This is a genomic window from Rhodococcus sp. KB6 (genome assembly GCF_001445685.1).
GTDB classification, from domain to species: Bacteria; Actinomycetota; Actinomycetes; order Mycobacteriales; family Mycobacteriaceae; genus Rhodococcus_F; species Rhodococcus_F qingshengii.
This window is the reverse complement of the sequence record NZ_LNAK01000099.1, coordinates 80,062-105,638: the sequence shown is the minus strand read 5'-3', so window position 1 is coordinate 105,638 and position 25,577 is coordinate 80,062. Positions and strand designations below refer to the sequence as shown.

Annotated in this window: 18 protein-coding genes; 15 read left to right on the top strand and 3 right to left on the bottom strand. The window is 63.4% G+C overall.

The window, feature by feature from the left end; all coding sequences use genetic code 11:
* Window positions 1-1,459 (top strand): Ig-like domain-containing protein (locus ASU23_RS13100; protein WP_172827058.1); only part of this gene is annotated, 1,459 nt, incomplete at its 5' end.
* Between the two features lie 251 nt (window positions 1,460-1,710).
* On the top strand, window positions 1,711-5,184 hold the full coding sequence (locus tag ASU23_RS13095; protein ID WP_156423159.1) for an Ig-like domain-containing protein: 3,474 nt from the start codon (window positions 1,711-1,713) through the stop codon (window positions 5,182-5,184).
* A gap of 10 nt (window positions 5,185-5,194) precedes the next feature.
* Here ASU23_RS13095 and ASU23_RS13090 read toward each other — a convergent pair whose 3' ends face one another.
* Window positions 5,195-6,034 carry a hypothetical protein gene (locus ASU23_RS13090; protein WP_058038055.1) on the bottom strand — a complete coding sequence of 280 codons (840 nt, stop codon included), beginning with the start codon at window positions 6,032-6,034 and terminating at the stop codon, window positions 5,195-5,197.
* Between the two features lie 93 nt (window positions 6,035-6,127).
* Between ASU23_RS13090 and ASU23_RS13085 the strand changes: the two genes are divergently transcribed.
* Genes ASU23_RS13085 through ASU23_RS13075 form a run of 3 tightly spaced genes read left to right on the top strand, consistent with a single transcriptional unit; the run spans window position 6,128 to window position 8,496 of the window.
* Window positions 6,128-6,883, top strand: coding sequence for a 1-acyl-sn-glycerol-3-phosphate acyltransferase (locus ASU23_RS13085; RefSeq protein WP_003943903.1), 756 nt, complete (start codon window positions 6,128-6,130; stop codon window positions 6,881-6,883).
* Window positions 6,884-6,886: 3 nt separating this feature from the next.
* Window positions 6,887-7,621: a 1-acyl-sn-glycerol-3-phosphate acyltransferase gene (locus ASU23_RS13080; protein ID WP_058038054.1), complete on the top strand. Its 735-nt coding sequence runs from the start codon at window positions 6,887-6,889 to the stop codon at window positions 7,619-7,621.
* Between the two features lie 53 nt (window positions 7,622-7,674).
* Window positions 7,675-8,496 carry a Cof-type HAD-IIB family hydrolase gene (locus ASU23_RS13075; RefSeq protein WP_037131235.1) on the top strand — a complete coding sequence of 274 codons (822 nt, stop codon included), beginning with the start codon at window positions 7,675-7,677 and terminating at the stop codon, window positions 8,494-8,496.
* A gap of 37 nt (window positions 8,497-8,533) precedes the next feature.
* Here the strand turns inward: ASU23_RS13075 and ASU23_RS13070 are convergent, their stop codons facing one another.
* Window positions 8,534-10,507 (bottom strand): N-acetylmuramoyl-L-alanine amidase, encoded by a 1,974-nt coding sequence (locus ASU23_RS13070; protein ID WP_058038053.1) that lies wholly within the window; start codon window positions 10,505-10,507, stop codon window positions 8,534-8,536.
* A gap of 331 nt (window positions 10,508-10,838) precedes the next feature.
* Between ASU23_RS13070 and ASU23_RS13065 the strand changes: the two genes are divergently transcribed.
* Complete coding sequence (locus ASU23_RS13065) at window positions 10,839-12,401, top strand: SpoIID/LytB domain-containing protein (protein ID WP_030535824.1); 1,563 nt, start codon at window positions 10,839-10,841, stop codon at window positions 12,399-12,401.
* A gap of 102 nt (window positions 12,402-12,503) precedes the next feature.
* Here ASU23_RS13065 and ASU23_RS13060 read toward each other — a convergent pair whose 3' ends face one another.
* Window positions 12,504-13,997 (bottom strand): PucR family transcriptional regulator, encoded by a 1,494-nt coding sequence (locus ASU23_RS13060; protein WP_003943944.1) that lies wholly within the window; start codon window positions 13,995-13,997, stop codon window positions 12,504-12,506.
* 171 nt (window positions 13,998-14,168) lie between these two features.
* Here ASU23_RS13060 and ASU23_RS13055 point away from each other — a divergent pair, with 171 nt between their 5' ends.
* The 9 genes from ASU23_RS13055 (at window position 14,169) to zomB (ending at window position 25,539) form a co-directional block, all read left to right on the top strand.
* The gene (locus ASU23_RS13055; protein WP_007731826.1) at window positions 14,169-15,572 is read left to right on the top strand and encodes an amino acid permease; all 1,404 of its coding nucleotides are present in this window, start codon (window positions 14,169-14,171) and stop codon (window positions 15,570-15,572) included.
* A 90-nt stretch (window positions 15,573-15,662) separates the two neighbouring features.
* Window positions 15,663-16,844 carry a thiolase family protein gene (locus ASU23_RS13050; RefSeq protein ID WP_007731825.1) on the top strand — a complete coding sequence of 394 codons (1,182 nt, stop codon included), beginning with the start codon at window positions 15,663-15,665 and terminating at the stop codon, window positions 16,842-16,844.
* A 2-nt stretch (window positions 16,845-16,846) separates the two neighbouring features.
* Window positions 16,847-17,998 (top strand): acyl-CoA dehydrogenase family protein, encoded by a 1,152-nt coding sequence (locus ASU23_RS13045; protein ID WP_007731824.1) that lies wholly within the window; start codon window positions 16,847-16,849, stop codon window positions 17,996-17,998.
* Window positions 17,999-18,108: 110 nt separating this feature from the next.
* Window positions 18,109-19,032 (top strand): MBL fold metallo-hydrolase, encoded by a 924-nt coding sequence (locus ASU23_RS13040; RefSeq protein ID WP_058038052.1) that lies wholly within the window; start codon window positions 18,109-18,111, stop codon window positions 19,030-19,032.
* Window positions 19,033-19,101: 69 nt separating this feature from the next.
* Window positions 19,102-20,316, top strand: coding sequence for a UDP-galactopyranose mutase (gene glf, locus ASU23_RS13035; RefSeq protein ID WP_007731822.1), 1,215 nt, complete (start codon window positions 19,102-19,104; stop codon window positions 20,314-20,316).
* Window positions 20,313-22,226 (top strand): glycosyltransferase, encoded by a 1,914-nt coding sequence (locus ASU23_RS13030; RefSeq protein WP_058038051.1) that lies wholly within the window; start codon window positions 20,313-20,315, stop codon window positions 22,224-22,226. The genes glf and ASU23_RS13030 overlap by 4 nt, the downstream gene beginning before the upstream one ends.
* A complete protein-coding gene (locus ASU23_RS13025; RefSeq protein WP_003943893.1) occupies window positions 22,207-22,740 on the top strand; it encodes a phosphatase PAP2 family protein in 534 nt (177 codons plus the stop codon). Before ASU23_RS13030 ends, ASU23_RS13025 begins: the two co-directional genes overlap by 20 nt.
* A complete protein-coding gene (locus tag ASU23_RS13020) occupies window positions 22,737-23,642 on the top strand; it encodes a decaprenyl-phosphate phosphoribosyltransferase (RefSeq protein WP_003943808.1) in 906 nt (301 codons plus the stop codon). Before ASU23_RS13025 ends, ASU23_RS13020 begins: the two co-directional genes overlap by 4 nt.
* Window positions 23,620-25,539: a flagellar motor control protein ZomB gene (gene zomB / locus ASU23_RS13015; RefSeq protein ID WP_058038050.1), complete on the top strand. Its 1,920-nt coding sequence runs from the start codon at window positions 23,620-23,622 to the stop codon at window positions 25,537-25,539. The genes ASU23_RS13020 and zomB overlap by 23 nt, the downstream gene beginning before the upstream one ends.
* Window positions 25,540-25,577 lie beyond the last annotated feature (38 nt).

The window sequence follows — 25,577 nt, the reverse complement described above, 5'->3', positions numbered from 1 at the left end:
TGATCTGACCGCTACCGTGGCTCCCTCGAATGCTGTCGGTACGGTGCAGTTCAAGTCGAACGGCACGGCAATCGGTGCACCGGTGACAGTCACGTCCGGTGTTGCGACTCTGTCGCACGCGTTCGATGCTGCTGGCGCTCAAAGCGTTACGGCTGACTTCACCGCGGGTGCTGGCTTCGTGAGTTCGTCGGCGCCTGCTCAGACGGTGACGGTGTCCGATCCGGCTCCGGTGGATGTGGAGACCACGACGGCGCTCTCGGTTCCGGCTACGGCAATCACGGGTACTGCGGTAGATCTGACCGCTACCGTGGCTCCGAACAATGCTGTCGGTACGGTGCAGTTCAAGTCGAACGGCACTGCAATCGGCACTCCGGTGACGGTGACTGGTGGTGTTGCGACTCTGTCGCATGCGTTCGATGTTGCTGGTGCGCAGAGTGTTACGGCTGACTTCACCGCTGGTGCTGGCTTTGTCAGCTCGTCGGCGTCGGCTCAGACGGTGACCGTTTCTGATCCGGCTCCGGTGGATGTCGAGACCACGACGTCACTCTCGGTTCCCCCGACGGCGGTCACGGGTACTGCGGTTGATCTGACCGCTACCGTGGCTCCCTCGAATGCTGTCGGTACGGTGCAGTTCAAGTCGAACGGCACGGCAATCGGTGCACCGGTGACAGTCACGTCCGGTGTTGCGACTCTGTCGCACGCATTCGATGCTGCTGGCGCTCAAAGCGTTACGGCTGACTTCACCGCCGGTGCTGGCTTCGTGAGTTCGTCGGCGCCTGCTCAGACGGTGACGGTGTCTGATCCGGCTCCGGTCGACAAGGCGACAAAGACGGTGCTGAGTGTTCAGGGTGAAGCCAAGGTCGGACTGCCTGTTGATCTCTTCGCGACAGTGTCCGAAGATCCCTCGGACGCCCTGGTGCCTTCCGGCGGAACGGTCCAGTTCAAGATCGGTGGAGTCGATCTGGGCGCCCCGGTCGCGGTTGTTGACGGAGTTGCCAAGCTCCCGCACGTCTTCGGAGCAGAAGGCACCTTTGCAGTCTCGGCTGTATTCAGTGGATCCGGGGTGTTCACGTCGTCCACTGCGGAGTCTGTCGACGTCAATGTCACGGTTCCGACCCCGTCGGATGTCGAAAGCTCTACGTCGTTGACGGCTCCGTCCTCGGCAAAGGTCGGCACGGCGGTGCAGCTGAAGGCTGTGGTCAGTTCTTCCGGCGCGACGTCGGGAACCGTCCAGTTCTTCGACGGAACGACTCCGATCGGAACTGCCGTTGATGTTGTCGGTGGGCAGGCCGTGCTGAGCCACACCTTCACCACGACCGGCAACCATTCGATCACCGCGGTCTACAGCGGAGCCCAGGGCGTCACGGGTTCCACGTCGACTGCATCGGTTGTGAACGTCGGTAACGGGGGCGGTGACTTCGGTTCGCTCGGATCGTTGTCGCTGCCGTTCGGGTCCTGATTCTCCGATGATGTGATGCCCCTTGCGCCCGACGGGTGCAAGGGGCATCGCTCTTCGCGAATCGATGATTGGTCGTTAGCAGAACTATCGGCAATTCGTGAATATTTGTCTGAAATAACTGATACAAGTACTACTTTCGACGGGTACTGTACGAGCGTCCAGCTCCATTCCGATTTCCGCTCTGTTCGAGTGACCTCCTTCCGTGCGGTTCCCGATCCACGTCTGTTGCTAGCTGAGGAGAGTTCGTGTTGGTGAGAAGAAGTTCCGCGGTCGTGGTGGCGGCGTTGGTCGGTGGCGTGCTGGTGGCAGGTGGCGTTGCTTCGGCAGCTCCGACGTCATCTCCCGCGGTGGAGAACTCGATCGGGTTCAAGCTGGGTTGCGATGGTTATGAACATCTGGCTGTTGATATCGCGGATGTGTTTCATTCGACGGGTGTGACGGTGTCTGCGCCGGAGAAGGTGGTGGCGGGGTCGACGTTCACCTATCGGGTTCAGCCGAACGTGATGTCGGTGCCGACGGGTGGGCATGCAGGCCGCAGTGTCGGTAAGTGGACGCGGCTCAAGTACGACTTCGATATACCTGCAGGGGTGTCGTTGGTGGATGCTCAGGTCGTGGCAGGTACTTCGTCGAATTTGTCCGGTGTGACTCCGTCGGTGATTCGGATCAACGACGGCGGTTCGCCGGATGGCGCGGGTACGCATCTGCGTATTTCGGGGAACAATCAGACTGCTGACTCGAACAACAAGGGCGGTAACGGCCCGAGCACGAGTAAGAACAGTGACGGTGGAATCGAGGTAGGGGCAGGGAAGACCTTCCGGTTGCCCGCGATCGACGTGACGGTGGTTGCCGGTGCCGCGGGTAGTACGGTGCAGCCGAAGTTGCGTGCCACAGATGGTGATTCGGGTGCGTTCAATTCGCCGAAGAATGCGTTCACGTTCTTGCAGTACGAGACCCTTTGGCCGGGGTACTGGGAGCGCTACAACTGCTCTCCGCGCGATTCGAGTGGTGGTGGGTTGAATGCGGGTGGTCAGGCATTGGCCACCGTCAACGTCGTCTCGCAGGCGGGGACCGCGACTGCAGTGACATCCGGCGCGGCTGCAACGGTCGGTCAGTCGACCGATTTGGTTGCGCAGGTCTCCCCGGCACCGACAGGCGGCACCGTTCAGTTCAAGGATGGCGGAACTGACATCGGCGCCCCGGTGGCCGTCGTCAATGGCGTTGCCACACTGCCACATACATTCACCGCAGCGGGAGATCACTCCATCACCGCTGTATACGACGGTGTTCTCGAGTTTCTGACATCCACGTCACCAGCACGCACAGTGAGCGTGGCCGCTGCCGATGTACAGACGACTGCGTCGTTGACAGTGCCGAGTAGTGCCGTCGAGCAGACCTCGGTCGCGCTGACCGCAAACATCTCACCGGCAGCTAACGGTGGAACGGTCCAGTTCAAGGACGGTGGCATCGACATCGGCGGACCCATCGCGGTGACTGGCGGAGCGGCGACCCTGGATCACACGTTCACCACGACGGGATCACACTCGATCACTGCGGTCTACTCAGGTACTGCAGGTTTTGGTGGTTCGACCGCGCAAGCTCAGACCATCGAGATCTCGAGCTCAGCGCTGAGTACGACTACAACGCTTCAAGTTCCGGCTACGGCGGTCACGGGTACTGCGGTTGATTTGACCGCTACCGTGGCTCCGAACAATGCGGTGGGTTCGGTGCAGTTCAAGTCGAACGGCACGGCGATCGGTTCACCGGTTGCAGTTGCGTCAGGTGTCGCGATGCTGTCGCATGCATTCGATACTGCTGGTGCTCAAAGTGTTACGGCTGACTTCACTGCCGGTGCAGGGTTCGTGAGTTCGTCGGCGCCTGCTCAGACGGTGACGGTGTCGGCTCCGGCTCCGGTGGATGTGGTGACCACGACGTCACTCTCGGTTCCCGCGACGGCGGTTACGGGTACTGCGGTTGATCTGACGGCGACGGTTGCTCCGAACAACGCTGTCGGTTCGGTGCAGTTCAAGTCGAACGGCACTGCGATCGGCACTCCGGTTGCAGTTGCGTCAGGTGTCGCGACGCTGTCGCATGCTTTCGATACTGCTGGTGCACAAAGTGTTACGGCTGACTTCACTGCCGGTGCAGGGTTTGTCAGCTCGTCGGCGCCTGCTCAGACGGTGACGGTGTCGGCTCCGGCTCCGGTGGATGTGGTGACGACGACGTCGTTGTCGGTTCCCGCGACTGCCATCACGGGCACGGCTGTTGATCTGACCGCGACGGTTGCTCCGAACAACGCTGTCGGTACGGTGCAGTTCAAGTCGAACGGCACTGCGATCGGCACTCCGGTTGCAGTCACGTCAGGTGTCGCGACGCTGTCGCATGCATTCGATACTGCTGGTGCACAAAGTGTTACGGCTGACTTCACTGCCGGTGCAGGGTTTGTCAGCTCGTCGGCGCCTGCTCAGACGGTGACGGTGTCGGATCCGGCTCCGGTGGATGTGGTGACGACGACGTCGTTGTCGGTTCCCGCGACTGCCATCACGGGCACGGCTGTTGATCTGACCGCGACGGTTGCTCCGAACAATGCTGTCGGTACGGTGCAGTTCAAGTCGAATGGCACTGCGATCGGCACTCCGGTGGCAGTCACGTCGGGTGTTGCGACGCTGTCGCATGCGTTCGATGCTGCTGGTGCTCAGAGTGTTACGGCTGACTTCACTGCCGGTGCTGGCTTTGTGAGTTCGTCGGCGTCGGCTCAGACGGTGACGGTGTCGGATCCGGCTCCGGTGGATGTGGTGACGACGACGTCGCTGTCGGTTCCGGCTACGGCGGTTACGGGTGCGGCTGTTGATCTGACGGCGACGGTTGCTCCGAGCAACGCTGTGGGTTCGGTGCAGTTCAAGTCGAACGGTGCGGCGATCGGTTCCCCGGTCACGGTGTCCGGTGGTACCGCGACCCTCTCACATTCCTTCGATGCCGCTGGCGCGCAGAGCATTACCGCGGATTTCACCGCTGGTGCCGGATTCAAAAACTCGGTTGCGAGTGCGAAGTCAGTTCAGGTCAGTGTTGCCGACCAGGAATCCGTCGTCGAACTGAATATTCCGACCGACGCCAAAACTGGTGTGGCGACCGACTTGTGGGCAACCGTCCGAACGTCGTCGGATGATGCTGTCGGCGTCGGAACCGTGCAGTTCTACGACGGTGGCGTCGCGATCGGCGGTCCTGAAGCGGTTACGGCCGGCGCTGCGGGCCTGACGCATTCGTTTACCTCTGCGGGTGCGCACAGCATCACTGCGGTCTATTCGGGAGGAGCCGGTGTAGTCGGATCCTCGGCCCAGGCGCGGACGGTGAATGTAACGGACCCTGCGCCTTCGGATGTCACCACGGAGACTGTGGTGACGGCGCCTGCCGATGCTGTGGTGAACAAGTCGGTGACGCTGTCGGCGACTGTCAGTTCGGTGCAGAACGGTGGAACGGTGCAGTTCATGGATGGGGACACCCCGATCGGTGACGCTGTGGCGGTGGTCAACGGGATCGCGGCGCTGAACCACACCTTCACCACAACTGGCGCGCATTCGATTTCGGCAATCTACAGTGGCGCAGCCGGATTCACAGGCTCCACCTCGACGGCCCACGCAATTCAGGTCAAGGCTGCAACCGGTGGTGGCACGGGCAGCCTCGGTTCAGGCAGCGCTGGCTCGAGCGATTTCCTTCCCTTCGGTTCCTGACCGAAGCAGTTCAGGTCGCGGCCCCGAGGCAATATCCCTCGGGGCCGATCGACAGGGTGAACTGCATCGAGCGCGAGTTACCGGTTCCGTCGCTGACGGGCAGGGTGACACGGACGTAGTCGCCGCGAACCGGAGTGACTGTTGCAGCGTCGGCGTCGAAAGACTTGATACCGGCCAGCTGATTCGGATCGAGCTTGAGAGGCGGCTGGCCGGTTGCGCCGGTGCCGTCCGGATCCCACGGGCTGTTGCCGGGGCAGATCAGTGGATAGAACGTCTCGACGTCGCGGGTATTGACCGGCCGTCCCGTGGCGCGTGAGAGAAACCTGACGACGGCGTGGGAAGCGTCGGCCGTGGTGTAGAAGTTTGATTGCCCCGCAGGGAAGACGAACGGGCACGCATAGCCGGAAGCGATCTCCGAGCGCTTGGCGGCGACGGAGAGTCCGCCTCCATTCCAGGTGACCGCGTACTGGCCGTCGACGCCTGGTGCGGCGATGGCCGTCAAGATGGCGGGAACATCCGAGTATCGGTCGGCGATCGTTGTGGGCGGCATCGTCCAGCATGCGTTCGTGAGCGCGTCCACGTCCAAGGACACCAGGTCCGTTGCCCAAGCTGCCAAGGCCGGCGCAGCAGCCGGATTGCCGGGCACGTCACCAACCGGAGGTGGCGCGACCGGCGCAGCGGGCGCAATTGTCGTCGTGGGTGCGAGAGTGGTTGTCGTCGTGGTTTCAGTCGTCGGCGGAGACGGTTCGTCCGTCAGGATTCCCGTCCGTCCGTCGTCCTCACATGCGGTTATCGCCAACGTCATGGCGAGTGCGACTGCCCCCACTGCCGCTCGTCCTGCCGACTTCATTCGTTCGTACGCCCCTTTTGCGACATTCTGACCAACATCCACCCCAGAACTGCTGCGGGTCAGATCACGGATTCCCGTCTACGCTAGCGAACTGTGGATCCCGTTTACAGAACAGTCATCGGCATCGCCCGTACCGTCTTCGCTTTCGAGGGCCTGAAGTTCTCCGTCAAGGGAGAGCAGAACATCCCGGCGTCCGGTGGCGCCGTGATCGCGATCAACCACACCGGGTACATGGACTTCACGTATGCGGGACTGCCGGCACGGACCCCGAAGCGCTACATCCGGTTCATGGCCAAGAAAGAGGTCTTCGACAACAAGATCTCCGGACCGATCATGCGGGCCCTCAAGCACATCCCGGTCGACCGCGGCGCGGGCGCCGACTCCTACAAGGCGGCCGTAGATTTCCTGAAGCGCGGCGAATTGGTGGGCGTGTACCCCGAAGCCACGATCAGTCGGAGCTTCGAGATCAAGGAATTCAAGTCCGGCGCCGCCCGCATGGCGATCGAGGCGGGCGTCCCGATCGTTCCCGTCGTCATCTGGGGCGCTCAGCGCGTGTGGACGAAGGGTTATCCGAAGCGTTTGGGCCGCACCAACACTCCCATCTCCATTGCCGTCGGCGAGCCGATTGCACCTTTCGAGCCGGCGAGTGAGCTGACGGCGAAGCTGCGGTCGACGATGCAGGAGTTGCTGCTCGATCTGCAGAAGAACTACGACCATCCCGCCGGCGAGTACTGGGTGCCGGCCCGCCTCGGTGGCAGCGCGCCGACGCTCGAGCAGGCCGACAAGATGGATGCCGATGAGGCCGAGGCGAAAGCCAAGGCTCGCGAGGCGCGGAAGTCCGAAGGCTGACCGATGTCCTTCGAACCCGTTTACACCGCTGTCGAGGTAGTCGCACGTGGTTTGAGCGGTTTCCAGGGCGTGAAAGTCACCCGCACCGGGACGGAGCACGTCCCGGTGTCCGGTGGCGCCGTCATCGCGATCAACCACACGAGCTACCTCGATTTCATACCGGCGGCCCTGGCGGTCGGTACCGCGAAACGCAAGCTCAGGGTGATGGCAAAGGCCGAGTTGGCGGACAACAAGGTACTCGGCTTCCTCATGCGTGGATGCGGTGTCATCGAAGTCGATCGCTCTGCCGGAGCGCAGGCGTATCGAGCCGGAGTCGACGCCCTGAAACGGGGCGAACTGGTGGGCGTCTACCCGGAGGCGACGATCAGCCGGAGCTTCGAGATCAAGGAAATGAAATCCGGAGCAGCTCGGATGGCCATCGACGCCGGCGTTCCGATAATTCCGCTGATCGTCTGGGGCGCCCAGCGGATCGTCACCAAGGGCGGACCGAAAAATCTGGGCCGCAATCATTTCCCGATCTCGGTGGAGGTGGGTGCACCGATCGATCCGGTCGAGCCCGCCGAAGCGTTGAGCGAGATTCTGCGCATCGAGATGGATGCAATCCTGCGCCACGTGCAGGACGGGTTCGTGCACGAGCCCGGGGCGTACTGGGTGCCTCGTCGACTCGGCGGTGGCGCACCGACGCCGGAGGAAGCCGCGGCCATGGACGCACAGGAACGCGCGAAGCGGGCGCGCTGAGCGAGACCGTCGTACCGGGCAGGCACAATGGCGGTGTGAGCCCAGACCGTCGTATCAGCCCTGACCGCCCAACCTTGGTTGCGACCGATGTCGACGGCACCCTCATCGATCACGACGAGTTGGTCAGTGCCCGCACCCGCGCCGCCGTGCATGCCGTCGTCGAATCCGGCACGCCGTTCCTGCTGGCAACCGGGCGTCCTCCGCGATGGATTTCGCCCGTCGTCGAGGGCTTGGGATACGCGCCACTCGCCGTCTGCGCCAATGGAGCCGTTGTCTACGACAGCTACGCCGACCGCGTCCTCAGCGCCGCGACCTTGTCGGTCGACGCACTCACCGAACTCTCCGAGCTGGCACTGGTTGCACTCCCGGGCGCAGGTTTGGCCGCGGAACGAGTGGGGGAGAGCGCACATGACGCCGCCACCCCACAGTTCGTCAGCTCACCAGATTACGAACACGCCTGGCTCAACCCGGACAACACCGAGATGTCCGAGGACGAAGTGCTTGCGGCGCCGGCCGTCAAACTCCTGATTCGCCGTCCAGGCATGACCAGCACGGCGATGTACGACACGCTCGCCCCGCACGTCGGTGCGCTCGCCGACATGACGTACTCCACCGAGAACGGACTGATCGAACTCTCGGCGCCGGGCATCACGAAGGCGTCGGGCCTGGTTGCCGCCGCGGAGAGGTTCGGCTTCGACCTGTCGGGTCTGGTGGCCTTCGGGGACATGCCCAACGACATCCCGATGCTGGGGATGGCTCGACTCGGCGTTGCCATGGGCAACGCTCACCCCGAAGCCAAAGCCGCAGCCGACGAGGTCACCGACACCAATTCGGCACACGGGGTTGCAAAAGTCCTCGAGCGCTGGTGGTCGTAGAACCCACCAGCGCCCGAGGACGTGTCTTGCTCGAGTGTCAGCCGACAGGCGCGCTGTTGGCCATTTCCTGGGCAAAGGTCTCGTTGTAGGTCTTGAGGACCTTCGTGACCATGCCGGTGATCTGGTTGAAGATCAGCGAACCGTTCTCGAAGTCGCTTCGCAGGCCGTCCGGGATCGAGTACTCGTCCGAGATCGGCAATCCCAGTTCACCCGCGTCGGAACCGAAACTCTGCCACGACTTGAAGATCTCGCCGAGCACGGTGAACACTCCGCCGTTCGGCGAGGTGTAGACAGCGCCGTTCTGGAACAGCGCACCCTGGTTGCCGAGCTTCGCCTGCAGAATTCCGGACAGTGCCTGGCCGAGGCGTCCGATCTCGCCACCTTCGGCGATCCACTTCTGCGCGAGCGGTGAATTGTCGGTGATCTGCAGAATCTGGGTGACCAGATCCGGGATCGACGAACCGGTGCCACCGGTGACCGTGTCGACCGGAGTGGTCGGCTTGGGCGCAGGCGTCGACGGATTGGAAGGGTTCGAGGGGTTCAACGTTCCCCCGATGTTCGCGGCCGCGATGTTCCGGATGTCGTTCATGTGTGCGTATGCGGCATCACCCGGGCACGCGGTGTTTCCGACGTCGCGGTGGGCGAAGATGATCGGCAGATCGACTGCTGCGCCCTGCGGGTACGGCGTGAACTCGGTGCCCTCGGAGTACATCGTCGTTCGGCCCTTGGGATCGAGTCCGGCCATGCCGAGCTTCCAACCGAGGAACTTGCCGACGGCGTTGAGCGTCGCCTGCGAAGGCTCGACGGTGGAGTAGTCGCCCATCATCGCGATACCTGTGGTGTTCTCGTTGAATCCACCCGCGTGTGCACCCTGAACTGCCTTGTCGAGTCCGCCTGCGCGGCCTTCGAAGGTCTGACCGTACTTGTCGACGAGGACGTTGTATCCGACGTCGCACCAGCCGAGCGTCTGTGCGTGGTAGGCGTAGATCGAGCGGACGATGCCGGCCGATTCGGCCTTCGTGTAGTTGTTGCTACCTGCGGTGTGGTGAACGGTCGCGCCACCGATGAAGTCGTCGTAGGTGGGGGAGTCGCAGCGAAGTGACTCGTCTGCTCCCCACTGAGCGCGGGTGATGACGGACGGTCCGCTGCCGCCGAGCGGCGCTGCGACGGCCTGCAGATTGCTGTCTGCCTCGCTGGCACCCGGGTCGATCAACACGGCGGTGACGGCATCTGCTGCCGTCGTCACCTGGCGAAGCGGCTTGGACACCGAAGCGGGTGTGTACCCGAGTTCGCCGGTGGCTGCGGGTGCTTCAGTGGGGGCAGCTTCCGGAGCGGGCGCGGGGGCAGCTTCCGGAGCCGGGGCCGGCACAACCTCGGCTGCGGGAGCAGCGGCGCCCTGCGGCGTGAGGATCTGGATGGACTTGGTGGCGCCGACGAAGACCGGTTCGGTGGCGGTACCGGAGTTGGTGGCCTGATCCGAGCTGGCGGAGTCGATGGCGTCAGGGGTGAACCACGGGCCCCAGGTGCCGTCTTCGGCCAGGGCGCGGACCTTGGACTGCGCCGAGGCGATGGTGTCCGAGGTCAACGCGACCATGCTGAACGGAGTGTCGCGGGTGACTTCCTTGACCACGGCACCTGGCTCTTCCTCGGAAGGAACCGGAGCGGTTTCGGTCGGGGCGCCGGGAGCAGCGGGTGCCGGGAACAGCTCGGTCGGCAGCGTGATCCCGGGAGGTAGCGGGATTTCGGTCGGGAGCTTGAGGTTTCTCAGATCACCGAGGTTGATGTCGGGGAGATCGAGACCGGTCAGCTCCTTGACCGGAATGATGATGTCGGGCACCGACGCGAGGAGCACCTCTGCGATCTGGGTCGGCACTGCTACTGACGTCGTCTCGTTCGCGGAACGTACATCGGACGTAGTGCTCGTGAAGCCGTAGACCGCAAAAGGACTTGCGACAGCCACTGCGGCTACAGCCCCGAGTACGAGCGAGGGCTTCGGTCGACGGTGTGGCAAGGGATTACTCCTCGGTTGTAGTTACTTGCGAGCGAACTTCAGGGCCGATGACGGCCGTGAACGGAATCCTTCAAAACCGGATCCGAGCAGGTCGGATGCCATGTTCTGGGGTTGAACTCCAGTTTTCGGACGCGTACGTCTGCAACTCGTGATGCTGATGTGACTCGTGTGACTGGTGTTGCTAACTCCAAACACTCTTGCCACACTAGTCACAAAAGTCCATAACGCTCAACCTTAGGGTGAGACTTTAGTTAAATCGTTGTGGACTGGCCTGCGCGCGAAGTACCGACTTCGCGGACTCGTGAGGCCGGTAGCGATGAGGAGAGCATTGATGGCGAGAAGCGGAAGAAGCGGAACTGCAGGTAAGAAGCCTGTGTCCGGTCGCGCAGGTCGCTTTCTGGTGGGCGGACCCGGGAGGCGAACCTCGCTGATGCGGATCTCGGTCCTCGGTCTCGTTCCGGCTCTTGCGCTCGGCGTCGCGATCGGAGGTTTCACGCAAATCCGCGCTGACGAGCCGTCGATCCTGCACGCCGTCGCTGCCGACACGCAATTCACGCTCTCCGGGCACGGCAACGGACATGGCCGTGGAATGGGCCAGTGGGGCGCTTACGGCTACGCCAAGAACGACGGCTGGTCCGGCGAGCGAATCCTCAGTCACTACTACGGGGGAACCGTCCTGGACTCGATGCCGCCTGCCCAGATGAGTGTGCGGCTCACGGCCCAGGACAACTCGACGCTCGACGTCTACTCCGACGCCGGCCTCGTGGTCAACGGTCAGCGCACCGCGCCCGGCGAGGCTGCCCATCTCACTGCACTGCCCGGTGGCGGTGCGCAGGTAGTGGTCACCAGCGGGTGCGGTGGCGGGGTTGTCTGGGAAGCGGTCACCGACCATCCGTGGGTGGACCCGGTGGACCTCGGTCCTGATCGACCCGCCGACCAGTTCCTGAAGCTGTGCAACAACGACGCGCCCTATCGAGGCGCCCTCGGCGTAGTGCTCGACAACGGCTCGGCTCGGACAGTCAATCTCCTCGACATGGAGGACTACCTGCTCGGCGTGGTGCCGGTCGAAGCGAAGGCCGAATGGGCCGATTCCGGTGGGGCCGAAGCGCTACGGGCGCAAGCCGTGGCAGCACGCTCGTACGCTGCGACCGAGCATCGCAGCTCGTACGCCGACACCTGCGACACTCAGGACTGCCAGGTCTACGGCGGAGCGGGCAAGGAAGATCCCCGCACCACCGAAGCCGTCCGGTCCACCGCCGGCGCCGTTCTGTCGCGTGACGGCAAGATCGTTGCCACCGAATTCTCCTCGTCCACAGGAGGTTACAGCTCCGGCGGTGAATTCCCGGCCGTCGAGGATCTCGGTGACGCCCTTTCTCCGAATCATGACTGGACAGTGAATCTGACCGCAGGGCAGATTGCGGACGCCTTCGATGTGGGTGAGCTGCAATCGCTCAAGATTCTCTCGCGCAACGGATTCGGTACCGACGGCGGGCGAGTGACGGCAGTCGAGGTAGTCGGAACAGATGCAACTGTTGGCGCCACCGGAATTCAGTTCCGCCAGAAACTCGGCCTGAAATCCGACTGGTTCACCATCGGTGACGGTGCGGGTGTGGTAGTGGCACCGGATTCGGAATCGACAGTGCCGGAATCCAATTCGCCATCCGACGATCCATCGGGTACGGTTACGGAGACGCAGATCGAGAAGAAGTATCGGGAGCTCGGCGGTGAAAGCGGCTCTCTCGGTGCTCCTGCCGGCCCGGAGATGCAGTTGCCCTCCGAAGCAGGCACTTTCCGTGTCTACGAAAACGGAACCATCATCTGGACAAAGGTTTTGGGCGCGCAGGTAGTTGATGCCAACGTGCTCCGCGAGTGGATACCGACGGGCGGAAGCTAGGGGAAGGTCGGTCGGTAGCGACTCGCACGTATCGACTCTGAAGGGTCTCTGCCGTAACCCGGCGGAGGCCCTTCAGGTCGTTCAGGGTTCGTTGGTTGTCGGTCAGATGGTCGGGGCGTCGCCGAGCAGGCGGTACTCGAGCCACAACTCCGCACGTTCCGTGGGGGAGCCGAGGTCGAGCTGGAGAAGGCTCTCGATCCGAGCGAGTCTGCTGCGCAACGTATGCCGATGAATATTCAGCGCTGTGGCCGCGGCGTCGCCCACACCGTTGTGTGCCAGCCACATGGCCAAGGTCCGGTAGAGATCGCTACCGCCCTTCGCTTCCAGAAGCGGGCGCAAGTGTGCCGCCGCGAATGCCGTCGAGCGATCCTGGTCGAGAAATGCGGACAATCCGCTCTCCGAGAGTTCGGCGAACCGCATCGAAGGCAGGTTGCGGGCACCGGCCTCGGCTGCTGCCTGCGCGGCTTGGCGTCTGGCGCGCGAGAGATCGTCCCACCACAGCATGTCCGACACGCCGACGGTGACGTCGATTTCGTTGACACGGGCGAGGATTCGCCCGCTGTCGGTAGCCGAGACGACGGCAATCAGTGCACCGTCGGTGATGCCGAACGCCAGATCGCGGCTGAGACCATCGAGCAGTGAGACGGACACGCTCTCGAGCAGGCCACTCGGGCCCGCTACGTGGAAGACCTGGAAAGGCTCGACCGGAAATCCTCCCCACAGTTCCCCGGAGATGTTGCGGGCGAGCGCATTCTGTCCCTCGAACAGCTGATGCATCGCAACGGTACGAAGGTGGTTCATCGTCAGCTGTGCGTCTCGGGTTCGAGCCGTCATCAACGTGAGCAGAGACGCGGCTGCGATGACGATGCCCTGATTCAGTGAACCGACGGCGCCGGGGCAGCCGGCGACGAGGTACCCCATCAGCTTTCCCCTCGACGTCAGCAGCGGATGGGAGATGACGTCCTCGTTCTCACTCGTGAGGAAACTGACTTCCATCGGGCGGGCGTCGCGCTCGGGGGCAGTTCGCTCGATTCCGGCGGCCGCGGCGGTGTGTGAGATCTCGACGGTATGTCCGGCCGAGTCCAGTAGAGCCGCCCATCCGCCGATCAATTCCGCCACCCGTCGTACGACTGCCCGGGTGCCGTTGACCGTCACCGCAGCTTGAAGCAGTCGCCGCAGGCTCTGGTAATTGCTGCGCAGCGCTTTCATGTCGTCGTCGGATTGCGCCTTCGACACCGCTTTGGTCAGGGCGATGAAAGGTGTTCGCAATGGGACGTCGAGAAGGGGCACACTGAAACGGGTGGCCGCATCCACCAGAGTCTGTGGCGCCTGCTCGTATCCGAGGCCGGTTCCGAAACCGATTCCGGCAATTCCGGCCGCCACCAGGGTCCGTACGAATCGGGTCGTTTCCGCGGCCGTCGTCGGTAGTGACACCCCGGTGATGAGTAGTAGTTCACCGCCGTCGAGGAAGGGCGTCGGGTCGGGAAGTTCGGAGACATGTGCCCAGGTCAGGGTGCGATCGAGCTGGTCGTGCCCAGCCAGGACGCGAAGGCCGAACTGTTCGGTCGCACAAAGCTGGCGGAGCGTGATGGGCATGAGTCCAGTCTGACACCTCGAACTCGCCACTTTGTAGTGCCTGCGGTCACGTTTGTACAAAGTGGAGCCTGACGCGAGCTTGCCGAAGGTCCGACACTGGCGCTATCGAAAATGCGCTCCGGATAGAGCGCCACCGAGATCCACGTTCCGAACAGCCCACAAGGAGTACTGATGTCCAGTACAGACCAGCCGGCACTTCAGCACACGCTGAAGAAGCGGCATCTGTCGATGATTGCGATCGCAGGCGTCATCGGCGCCGGACTGTTCGTCGGCTCCGGTGTGGCGATCCAGGAGACGGGACCCGGTGTCCTGATTTCCTACGCGCTTGCCGGCGTCGTCGTCATCCTCGTGATGCGCATGCTCGGTGAGATGTCGGCAGCGTCGCCGGAAACCGGCTCGTTCTCCTCGTACGCCGACAAGGCCATCGGCCGCTGGGCGGGCTTCTCGATCGGCTGGCTGTACGCGTGGTTCTGGATCATCGTGCTCGGCATCGAGGCCACCGCCGGTGCCCTCATCATGAATCGCTGGGTTCCGGGGGTTCCCCAGTGGACCTGGGCATTGATTCTGATGATCGTGCTGACGCTGACCAACATCATCTCGGTCAAGTCGTTCGGCGAGTTCGAGTTCTGGTTCGCCTCCATCAAGGTCGTCGCCATCATCGCGTTCCTCGGCATGGGCATCGTGGCGATCTGCGGATGGATGCCCGGCGTCGAAGCACCCGGAATGACAAACCTGACCGGTCACGGCGGCTTCCTGCCGAACGGAACAGGAGCGATGCTCGCCGCAGTCCTTGTGGTCGTGTTCTCGTTCTTCGGGGCCGAAATCGCCACGATCGCAGCCGGTGAATCGGCCAACCCGCTCGAAGCTGTTCGCGCAGCCGTCAAATCCGTCGTCTGGCGAATTCTCATCTTCTACATCGGCTCGATCGCGGTGGTCGTCACTCTGCTTCCCTGGGACAGCGCGTCGGTTGCACTCAGCCCGTACGTCGCCGTCATGGACTCCTACGGCATTCCGGCCGCGGGCAACATCATGGACGTCGTCGTCCTCACGTCGGTTCTGTCCTGCCTCAACTCGGGTCTCTACACCGCGAGCCGCATGATCTTCTCCCTCGCCGGCCGCGGCGACGCCCCCAAGTCGCTCTCACGTATCGAGAAGACCGGCGTCCCGATGCGCGCTGTCCTGGTCTCGACGATCGTCGGCTTCCTCACCGTCGGCATGAACTACCTCTCCCCGGACAAGGTCTTCCTGTTCCTGGTCAACTCCTCCGGTGCGATCGCGCTGTTCGTCTGGCTGGTCATCTCGGTGTCCCAGCTGCGCACCCGCCGCAAGCTCGAAGCTTCGGGCCAGGAGCTGGAACTCAAGATGTGGTTCTTCCCGTACCTGACCTACGCCACGATCGCCGCCATCATCGCGCTCTGCATCGGAATGCTCACCCTGGACTCGACGCGCAGCCAGATGATCGTGTCCCTGGGACTTGCAGCGATCCTCGTGGGTATCGGGCTCTACCGCTACCGGAACCACAAAGACACCGACGCCGAGGTCGTGCCCGTCGCCGAGAGCGCTCCCACACCCTGACACCAACGTCCCCATCTGCGAGATACTTCGATGTCCTAGTATCGGCCACGGACAGAGAAATCGACGTGAGCACAGCAGATGGGGACAATCATGACCACACCCGAACCGATCGTCATCGTCGACGGGGCCAGGACCCCCGTCGGTAGCTTCGGCGGCGTCTTCAAGGACGTACCCGCGCACGAGTTGGGCGCCGCAGCAGCCAAGGCCGCGCTGAGCCGCGCCGGCGTTGCGCCCGAAGACATCGACGAGGTCGTCATGGGCTGCATCGGCCAGGTCGGCCCGGACGCCTACAACGCACGCCGCGTCGGCATCGCCGCCGGACTGCCCGAGAACGTCCCCGCCTACACCGTCAACCGTCTCTGTGGCAGCGGCCTGCAGGCTGTGTGGTCTGCGGCGATGCAGATGCGATGGGGTGCAGCTGCCATCACGCTCGCCGGCGGTGACGAGAGCATGTCTCGCATGCCCTTCTACGACTTCGCCGCCCGCTCGGGCTACAAGCTCGGCGATCGCAGCCTCGTCGACGGCACCGTCGCGATGCTCACCGACCCGTTCAGCAAGGCTCACATGGGCCGCACTGCCGAAGCCGTCGCCCGTAAGTACGGCGTCAGTCGCGAGCAGCAGGACGAGTTCGCCGTCGAATCTCAGCGCCGCGCCGCTACCGACGCAGCGAAGGCGGCATTCGCCGAGGAAATCACTCCCGTCGAGACCGGTGGTCGGCGCTCCGTCACCGTCACCGAGGACGAGCATCCCAAGCCCGGAACCACCGTCGAAACCCTCGCCAAGCTGCGCCCCGCATTCGAAGAGGGCGGATCCGTCACCGCCGGTAACGCGTCGGGCATCAACGACGGCGCCGGCGCACTCGTCCTCGCGACGGGCACCGAGGCAGCCAAGCGTGGTCTCACCGGACTGGTCACGCTCGAAACCGTCACGACGGCAGCCATGGAGCCCGGCCTGATGGGCTACGCTCCCGTGCTCGCTCTCGAAAAGCTCTTTGCACAAACAGGATTGAAGCCGTCCGACATCGGCACCGCCGAGGTCAACGAGGCGTTCGCTTCGCAGGCCATCGCCGTCATCCGTGACAGTGGCCTGGATCCGGAGAAGACCAACCCGTACGGCGGAGCGATCGCCCTCGGACACCCGGTCGGCGCCACCGGAGCCATCCTCACCCTGCGTGCCGCGCGCGACATGGTTCGCCGCGACCTCGAATTCGGCATCGTCACCATGTGCATCGGCGGCGGTCAGGCACTCGCTGCCCTGCTGAAGCGGGTCTGATCATGGCGACCAAGCGCAAGCCGTCGTGGCACGACGACGAGATCACCGCAGTAGCCGAACTGGCCCGTGGTTTCTTCGATCGTGAACTGATCGCCAAGCGTGAGCAGTGGGACGCTCAGCATCGCGTCGACCGGTCCGTGTGGCTCGAAGCCGGCAAGCTCGGTCTGCTGTGCTGCTCGATTCCCGAGGAATACGGCGGGGGCGGTGGAACTTTCGCGCACGATCTCGCTGTCTTCGAGGCGCAGGGCTACTGCGGTGACTATGCGCTCGGTAACTCCGTGCACAGTGGCATCGTCGCCCACTACGTGCTCGAGTACGGAAGCGAAGAGCAGAAGAAGGCCTGGCTGCCAGGTATGGCGACGGGCGAAATCCTCGGCGCCATCGGAATGACCGAGCCAGGAACAGGTTCCGACCTCAAGGCAATCACCACGTCCGCGATCCGTGACGGTGACCACTACGTCGTGAACGGGTCGAAGACCTTCATCACCAATGGTGGCAGCGCAGACATGATCGTGCTTGCCGTCAAGACCGACCCCAAGGCGGGCGCCAAGGGTGTCTCGCTCCTGATCGTGGATCTTCGTGACTGCGAAGGCTTTGCGGTCGGCCGCGTGCTCGACAAGGTCGGTCAGCACGGCGCCGATACGTCGGAGCTGTCCTTCACCGACGTTCGCGTTCCCGTCTCGAACCTCCTCGGTGAGTCCGAGGGGCTCGGCTTCGGTCAGTTGATGGCGCAGCTGGTGCAGGAACGCCTCATCATCGGCGCGCAGGCCATCGGCACCATCGAGCGTGCAGTCGAGGAGACCGTTGCATACACCAAGGCGCGTCAAGCGTTCGGGCACAGCCTCTTCGAGTTCCAGAACACCGCCTTCGAGCTGGCCGAGTGCCAGACGATCGCACGCACCTGCCGTGTCTTCCTCGACAACTGCATCGAGGATCACCTCAACGGCGAGCTGGACGGCGCAGACGCCGCGATGGTCAAGTACTGGCTCACCGAGCAGCAATGCGCCGTCGTCGACCGGTGCGTGCAGCTCTACGGCGGATACGGCTACATGCGTGAATACCCGATCGCGCGCATGTACGAGGACTCCCGCGTCCAGAAGATCTACGCCGGCGCCAACGAAGTGATGAAGGGCATCATCGCGAAGAGTCTTTGATCACCGGCGTCGAAAACCATTGACACCGACCAGGCACCCACCGAGCATTTCGGTGGGTGCCTTTGTGTGTGCCCACAAGCGGTATCGAGCTGTTCGGAAGGCAAACACTGATGAGCTTCACCATCGACGTCGGGTCGGCACGCGTCACCCAACTGACAGAGCTGGCGCACTGGCCGTTTCCGCCGCGAGAGCTCTTTCCCCAGGCGAGTGAGGCGGAGGTAGAGGAAGCGTCGGCGCGGCTGACACCGGAGTTCTTCGACGCGGGTAGCGGTGACCTCGTACTTGCCATCCACACCTACCTGGTGGAAATCGGCGGCAAGGCCATCGTGGTCGACACCGGCAACGGCAACAGCAAGCACCGGCCGAACCTCTTGCCGCATCACATGTTCGGCACCGACTACCTCTCACGCTTCGCAGCCACCGGTGTGTCCGTCGACGACGTCGATCTGGTGGTCAGCACACATCTGCACCCCGACCACTGTGGCTGGAACACCGCCCTCGACGCCGAAACCTGGCGGCCTACCTTCCCCCGCGCGACCTACATTTTCGATCGCACCGAACTGGCCGCGCTCCAACAACTCGCCGCCGACGGTCCACACGAAGGAGTGGTCTCGGATCTGGCGCAGACCTTCGAGGACAGCGTCCGTCCCGTTCTGGACGGGGCGAAGTGGGAGGCGGTCGACGACGGCCACGTCCTGGTCGAGTCCGAAGGCACACGCGTCGTCGTTCGCAGCGCGCCCGGCCACACGCCGGGCCATATCGTGATCGAGATTCGCACTGCCGACGGCGGCGCCGTCATCTCCGGCGATGTGATCCACCATCCGATCCAGTTTCTGTACCCGGACCTCAGCCAGGGCGGCGACGCGGATCCCGAGATCGCGAGGGTCACCCGCCGCGAACTTCTCGAACGCTGCGCGTCGGAGGGACTACTTCTACTTCCCGCACACTTCCCCGTCGACGAACCGATCGTGATCGAATTCGAGTCGAGCGGTGCACCGAGTGCTTCCGGTCTAATCGGTCTTGCAACGTCCTGACTTGCCGCATCGGCCCTGGTGACGCATCCAACCCTCGGCTTCCGAACAGGTCCGATACCCTGGTTCATCGTGACCGCTGCAAATTCAGAGACCGCCCGTGCCCAGTACGACCTGATCGTCGTCGGTTCGGGATTCTTCGGGCTGACCATCGCCGAGCGTGCCGCTACCCAGCTGGGTAAGCGCGTGCTGGTGCTGGATCGCCGTCACCACCTGGGGGGAAACGCATACTCGGAGGCAGAGCCGGAGACCGGCATCGAGGTCCACAAGTACGGTGCCCACCTGTTCCACACCTCCAACAAGAAGGTCTGGGACTACGTCACCCAGTTCACGGAGTTCACGAACTACCAGCACCGCGTCTTCGCGCTGCACAAGGGACAGGCGTATCAGTTCCCAATGGGACTCGGTCTCGTGTCGCAGTTCTTCGGTCGGTACTTCACTCCCGAAGAAGCACGCGCCCTCATCGCCGAACAGTCCAGCGAGATCGATTCGAAGGACGCCTCCAATCTCGAAGAGAAGGCGATCTCCCTGATCGGACGCCCGCTCTACGAAGCGTTCGTGCGTGACTACACAGCTAAGCAGTGGCAGACCGACCCCACCGAGTTGCCCGCCGCGAACATCAGCCGCCTGCCGGTCCGCTACAACTTCGACAACCGCTACTTCAACGACACGTACGAGGGCCTGCCTGTCGACGGCTACACGGCGTGGCTCGAGAACATGGCGAAGGATCCGAAGATCGAGGTCCGCCTCGACACCGATTACTTCGACGTCCGCGACGAACTGCGCACCGCCAGCCCCGACGCCCCTGTCATCTACACGGGCCCGCTCGACCGCTACTTCGACTACTCCGAAGGTGCACTGGGATGGCGCACCCTCGATTTCGAGACCGAGGTTCTGCCCACCGGAGACTTCCAGGGCACCCCGGTCATGAACTACAACGACGCCGACGTGCCGTTCACCCGTATCCACGAGTTCCGTCACTTCCATCCGGAGCGCGAGTACCCGACCGACAAGACCGTCATCATGCGTGAGTTCTCACGTGCCGCGGAGGCGAAGGACGAGCCGTACTACCCGATCAACACTCCAGAGGATCGCGAGAAGCTCTCCGCGTACCGCTCACGCGCCAAGAAGGAGACCGCGGAGAACAAGGTCCTCTTCGGTGGGCGTCTCGGCACCTACCAGTACCTGGACATGCACATGGCGATCGCCAGCGCGCTGACGATGTTCGAGAACACCCTGCGCCCGCATCTCGAAACGGGTGCGGAATTGGCAGGGGAGAGCGAATGAACGCACGTCATCTACTCGAAGGCGAAGATGCCGTCAGCGGCGACGAGGTGACCTACCTCGGCAAGTCCCTGCTTCAGCGGATCATCCTGCCCCGCGCCGGTGAGCCGCTCGACGTCCGCACGTTGTACTTGGAAGAGTCCTGGTCCAACAGTCGGCGGGCGCACTCGACCTCGCGCACGTCGGTAGCGCTCGGCGCCGAGACCGAGGTCTCGTTCGCCACGTACTTCAACGCGTTCCCTGCCAGCTACTGGCGTCGATGGTCCATCCTGAAATCGGTGGTCCTTCGTCTCGAGCTGTCCGGCCACGGCCGCGTCGACATCTACCGTTCCAAGGCGGATTCCTCGCGAATTCACGTGGAAGGCAAGGAATTTGCCGACGGCGATGCCGCGGTCGAGTTCGAGGTGGAACTGGCGCCGTTCGAGGACGGTGGCTGGATCTGGTTCGACATCACCACCGATACGGCAGTGGTCGTCGAGAGCGGCGGCTGGTACGCGCCCGTCGAGGCTCCCGGCGAAGCGACTGTCGCCGTTGGTATTCCGACGTTCAACCGTCCGAACGACGCGGTCAAGGCGCTTGCTGCACTGGCTTCGGATCCGCTGGTGTCGGACGTGATCAAGGCCGTCATCATGCCGGATCAGGGCACCCGCAAGGTGCGTGACGAACCCGGATTCGCCGAAGCTGCTGCAGCGCTCGGTGATCGGCTCGCCATTCACGATCAGGGCAACCTCGGCGGCTCGGGCGGATACAGCCGAATCATGTACGAGGCACTCAAGACGACGCAGTGCCAGCACATCCTGTTCATGGACGACGACATCGAGATCGAACCGGACTCGATTCTGCGTGCGCTTTCGTTCTCGCGTTTCGCGAAGTCGCCGATGCTGGTGGGTGGGCAGATGCTCAACCTGCAGGAACGAAGCCACCTCCACGTGATGGGTGAAGTGGTCGACCGCGGCATCTTCATGTGGACCGCGGCACCGAACGTCGAATACGACCACGATTTCTCGAAGAAGCCGCTGCGCGAATCGAAACTCCTGCACCGCCGCATCGACGTCGACTTCAACGGCTGGTGGATGTGCATGATCCCGCGCCAGGTCGCCGAAGAAATCAAGCAGCCACTACCGCTCTTCATCAAGTGGGACGACTGCGAATACGGTTTGCGCGCAAAGAAAGCCGGATACCCGACCGTCACGCTGCCCGGTGCCGCGATCTGGCACATGGCGTGGAGCGACAAGGACGACGCCATCGACTGGCAGGCGTACTTCCACCTCCGTAACCGTCTGGTGGTGGCCGCGCTCCACATGCCGGGCAACGGCCGTGGCCTCGTGGTCAACACGGTGAAGGCAACGCTCAAGCACCTGCTGTGCCTCGAGTACTCCACCGTCGCGATCCAGAACAAGGCCATCGCGGACTTCCTCGCCGGACCCGAGCACGTCGCGAACATGCTGCCGACGGCACTCGGTGAGGTCCACGCCCAGCGCAAGGAATTCTCCGACGCCGTCGTACTGCCGTCGTCGACTGCGTTGCCGCTGCCCTCCGGTGCGGATGTCGGAGACGTGAGCCTGCCGCTGTCGACCGTCGCGAAGATCACCCGGGTCCTCAGGGCCGGAGTGCACAACGTGAAGCCGGCCAAGCCGGAACACCTCGAGCGCCCTCAGCTCAACGTTCCGACCATCGACGCCCGTTGGTTCCTGCTCTCGCAGGTCGACGGCGTCACCGTCACCACGGCCGACGGTCGCGGCGTCGTCTACCGCAAGCGAAACCCGAAACTCGCGCTCGAACTGCTCAAGGAAGCAACACGGTTGCGCCGCGAACTCGCCGCCCGTTTCCCCGAGCTCAAGAAGCAGTACCAGGACGCCGTTCCTTCACTGACCAGCACGGAAAGGTGGGAACGTGTCTTCGGCATCTCCTGAAGTACAGATTCTGGCCGGGATTCAGTCGACCGTCGGGCAGCTGCCGGGAGCCGTCAAGGTCGCCCGCGGTATGTCTCACTTCGGTGAGCACTCCCTCGGGTGGATCGCGATCGCTGCCGTCGGAGCTGCTGTGGACAAGCCGCGTCGACGGGAATGGGCCGGAGCAGCCGTCGGAGCATTCGGTGCACACGCCGCCTCCGTGGTGATCAAACGAGTGGTCAGGCGCAAGCGACCTTCCGATCCTTCGGTGCAGGTCAACGTCTCGACACCGAGCAAGCTCAGCTTCCCGTCATCACACGCGACGTCGACGACGGCGGCGGCTGTGCTGATCGGTCGGCTCACCGGGCTACCCTTACCGGCGTTGCTGGTGCCCCCGATGATGCTTTCGCGTCTGGTCCTGGGAGTTCACTACCCGACCGACGTACTCGCCGGAGCGGCACTGGGAGCCGCATCCGCGGCGGTAGTTCGCCGGGTCGAAGAAGCCAGAGCCGAACAGAAATGTGGAGATAAATGAGCGAGGAACCGGCTACGGTCAGCGGACCCCCGAAGTCCCTGCCCGCCGGCATCGTCAAGGCGCTTCGCCCACGTCAGTGGGTCAAGAACGTCCTTGTGCTGGCAGCGCCCATCGCGGCCGGAACCGCCACCGAAGCCGACGTGCTGTTGCCCGTCGCGCTGGCGTTCGTCGTGTTCTGTATGGCGGCATCAGGCATCTATCTCGTCAACGACGCGATGGATGTCGAAGCCGACCGTGCTCACCCCACGAAGCGATTCCGTCCCATCGCGGCCGGCGTTCTACCCGTCAACATCGCCTACGGCATGGCAGTCGTGCTGCTTGCCGGTGCGATCGGGCTGTCCTTCCTGGCCAACTGGCAACTCGCCGTGGTCATGGGCGTGTACATCGTCATCCAGCTCGCCTACTGCTTCGGTCTCAAGCATCAGGCCGTCATCGACATCTGCATCGTCTCGTCCGGCTTCCTGCTTCGAGCGATCGCCGGTGGCGTTGCCGCCGAGATCGATCTCTCGCAGTGGTTCCTGCTGATGATGGCGTTCGGCTCACTCTTCATGGCGGCAGGCAAGCGCTACGCCGAACTGCAGTTGGCCGAGAAGACCGGCGCCAAGATCCGTAAGTCCCTCGAGAGCTACACGATGACGTACTTGCGTTTCGTGTGGACGATGGCAGCGACGACGCTGGTCCTCTGCTACGGCCTGTGGGCGTTCCAACAGGACGCCATCAAGGGCACCAACTGGTACGCCATCTCGATGGTGCCGTTCACCATCGCGGTGCTGCGATACGCGGTGGACGTCGACGGCGGCGAAGCCGGAGAGCCTGAGGAGATCGCGCTCGGTGACCGGGTGCTGCAACTCCTCGCGATTGCGTGGATCGGAGTAGTGGGTGTCGCTGTCTACCTCGTCTGAGCCACGCACCGAGGCCGACCCGCACGTCGACACTGCGGCGAATCGCACCACCCTCAGTCGAGGAGTTTTTCTCGGCGGGGTGGTGCTTGCTGCTGCCCTCATGTTCTGGGGTGCGTGGGAGCGTCGCTGGATCGCCGACGACGGACTCATCGTCTTGCGAACCGTCCGCAACCTGCTCGCGGGGAACGGCCCGGTCTTCAACGCGGGTGAGCGTGTCGAGGCGAACACGAGTACCGCGTGGACGTACATCGTCTACGCGTTCAGTTGGCTCACGCAGATCCGTCTCGAATACGTTGTTCTGACGATCGCGCTCGTACTCTCGACTGCTGCCGTCGTGTTGGCGATGCTCGGCACCGGTCGTCTGTACCGCGGCGTTCGGTCGTCGGCGGGCGGAACGATCCTGCTGGTACCGGCAGGTGTTCTCGTTTACATCGCGGTTCCGCCTGCGCGAGATTTCGCCACTTCCGGGCTCGAGACATGCTTGGTGATCTTCTGGATCGCGCTCCTGTGGGTACTGCTCGTTCGGTGGGCGCAGGCGTCGACGCCGTCCACGGCGTCGATCCTGACTCTCTCGTTCGTGGCCGGACTCGGACCACTGGTTCGACCCGAGATGGCGATTCCCGGTGCTGCCGCGTTGATGATGATCGTTCTCTCCGCAGGCCTGACCTGGAAGATTCGCACACTGATCGTCGTCGTCGCCGGACTTGTCCCGGTGGGCTATCAGATCTGGCGAATGGGCTATTACGCCTTGCCGTACCCGAACACCGCGGTGTCGAAGGACGCCGGTGGCGCGAAGTGGGCGCAGGGTTTTGCGTACCTGTGGAACCTCGTCGGGCCGTACCTGCTCTGGTTGCCGTTGCTGTTCCTGCTCATCGGTGCGCTGCTGCTCGTGTGGCGAAGCCGAGCGGACACACCTACCGCCACCGCAGATCAACCCGCACGCCCGCTGTGGCAGCGCTTTCAGCAGTTTCTGCGCACGCCGCGGGCGATTGTCACCTTCATTCTCGGCAGTGGGCTGATCCTCGGGATCTACTCTCTGCGCGTCGGCGGCGACTTCATGCACGGCCGCGTCCTGTTGCCGGTGCTGTTCTGCCTGCTCATCCCGGTGGCGGTCATTCCGTTGCGGGTGCCGGCGCGGGCAGCGTTCGGAAGTAATCGCGACACCGCGATCTTCGGAGTCTCGGCGGTGCTGTGGATCGGCACGATCATCTGGGCCTTCTTCGCCGCGAACACGACGGGTATGCCCGAAGGATCCGTGGTGGGTCGCTCGGGAATCGTCGACGAGCGAGCGTTCTACGCACTCAACACCGGTCACAAGCATCCGATCCTGGCCGAGGACTACCTCGACTATCCGCGAATGCGTGCCATGGTCGAGACCATCGCGCGGACTCCGGAGGGTGGGCTGCTGCTGCCGTCCGCGAGCTACGACTCCTGGTTCGTCGTCCCACCACCCGGACCGATCGAAGAGCCGGCCGAGCACGTCGTCTTCTTCCTCAACCTCGGAATGACGAGCATGAACGTCGGCCTCGACGTTCGGGTGCTCGATCAGATGGGGCTGGCGTATCCCCTGGCAGCTCACACCGAGCGACTCGAGGACGGCCGGATCGGGCACGACAAGAATCTCTATCCGGACTGGGTGGTCGCGGACACGGGAATGATCGACGTTCGACCGTGGCTGCCGTTCTTCCTCGACGAAGACTGGGTTGCGGACGCAAAGCTGGCCATCACCTGCCCGGAAACTCAGGAGCTGCTCACGTCGTACCGCTCCGAGCTGACCTGGGCCAGATTCAAACAGAACTTCCAGCAGGCATTCGACTTCGCGAAGTACCGATTCGACCGGGTTCCGGCCTACGAATTGGAACGCTGCGGTCTCGTTCCACCGGAGTCACCCAGGTGATGTGATCAGCATCACCGACTGTTGAGGGTTTGAATATT

Excerpts from the sequence above, each read along its gene's own strand:
- ASU23_RS13065 (WP_030535824.1), top strand. The coding sequence starts at position 10,839 with ATGGCGAGAAGCGGAAGAAGCGGAACTGCAGGTAAGAAGCCTGTGTCC.
- ASU23_RS13040 (WP_058038052.1), top strand. The coding sequence starts at position 18,109 with ATGAGCTTCACCATCGACGTCGGGTCGGCACGCGTCACCCAACTGACA.
- ASU23_RS13090 (WP_058038055.1), bottom strand. The coding sequence starts at position 6,034 with ATGAAGTCGGCAGGACGAGCGGCAGTGGGGGCAGTCGCACTCGCCATG.
- ASU23_RS13030 (WP_058038051.1), top strand. The coding sequence starts at position 20,313 with ATGAACGCACGTCATCTACTCGAAGGCGAAGATGCCGTCAGCGGCGAC.
- ASU23_RS13045 (WP_007731824.1), top strand. The coding sequence starts at position 16,847 with ATGGCGACCAAGCGCAAGCCGTCGTGGCACGACGACGAGATCACCGCA.
- ASU23_RS13050 (WP_007731825.1), top strand. The coding sequence starts at position 15,663 with ATGACCACACCCGAACCGATCGTCATCGTCGACGGGGCCAGGACCCCC.
- ASU23_RS13080 (WP_058038054.1), top strand. The coding sequence starts at position 6,887 with ATGTCCTTCGAACCCGTTTACACCGCTGTCGAGGTAGTCGCACGTGGT.
- ASU23_RS13055 (WP_007731826.1), top strand. The coding sequence starts at position 14,169 with ATGTCCAGTACAGACCAGCCGGCACTTCAGCACACGCTGAAGAAGCGG.
- ASU23_RS13020 (WP_003943808.1), top strand. The coding sequence starts at position 22,737 with ATGAGCGAGGAACCGGCTACGGTCAGCGGACCCCCGAAGTCCCTGCCC.
- ASU23_RS13060 (WP_003943944.1), bottom strand. The coding sequence starts at position 13,997 with ATGCCCATCACGCTCCGCCAGCTTTGTGCGACCGAACAGTTCGGCCTT.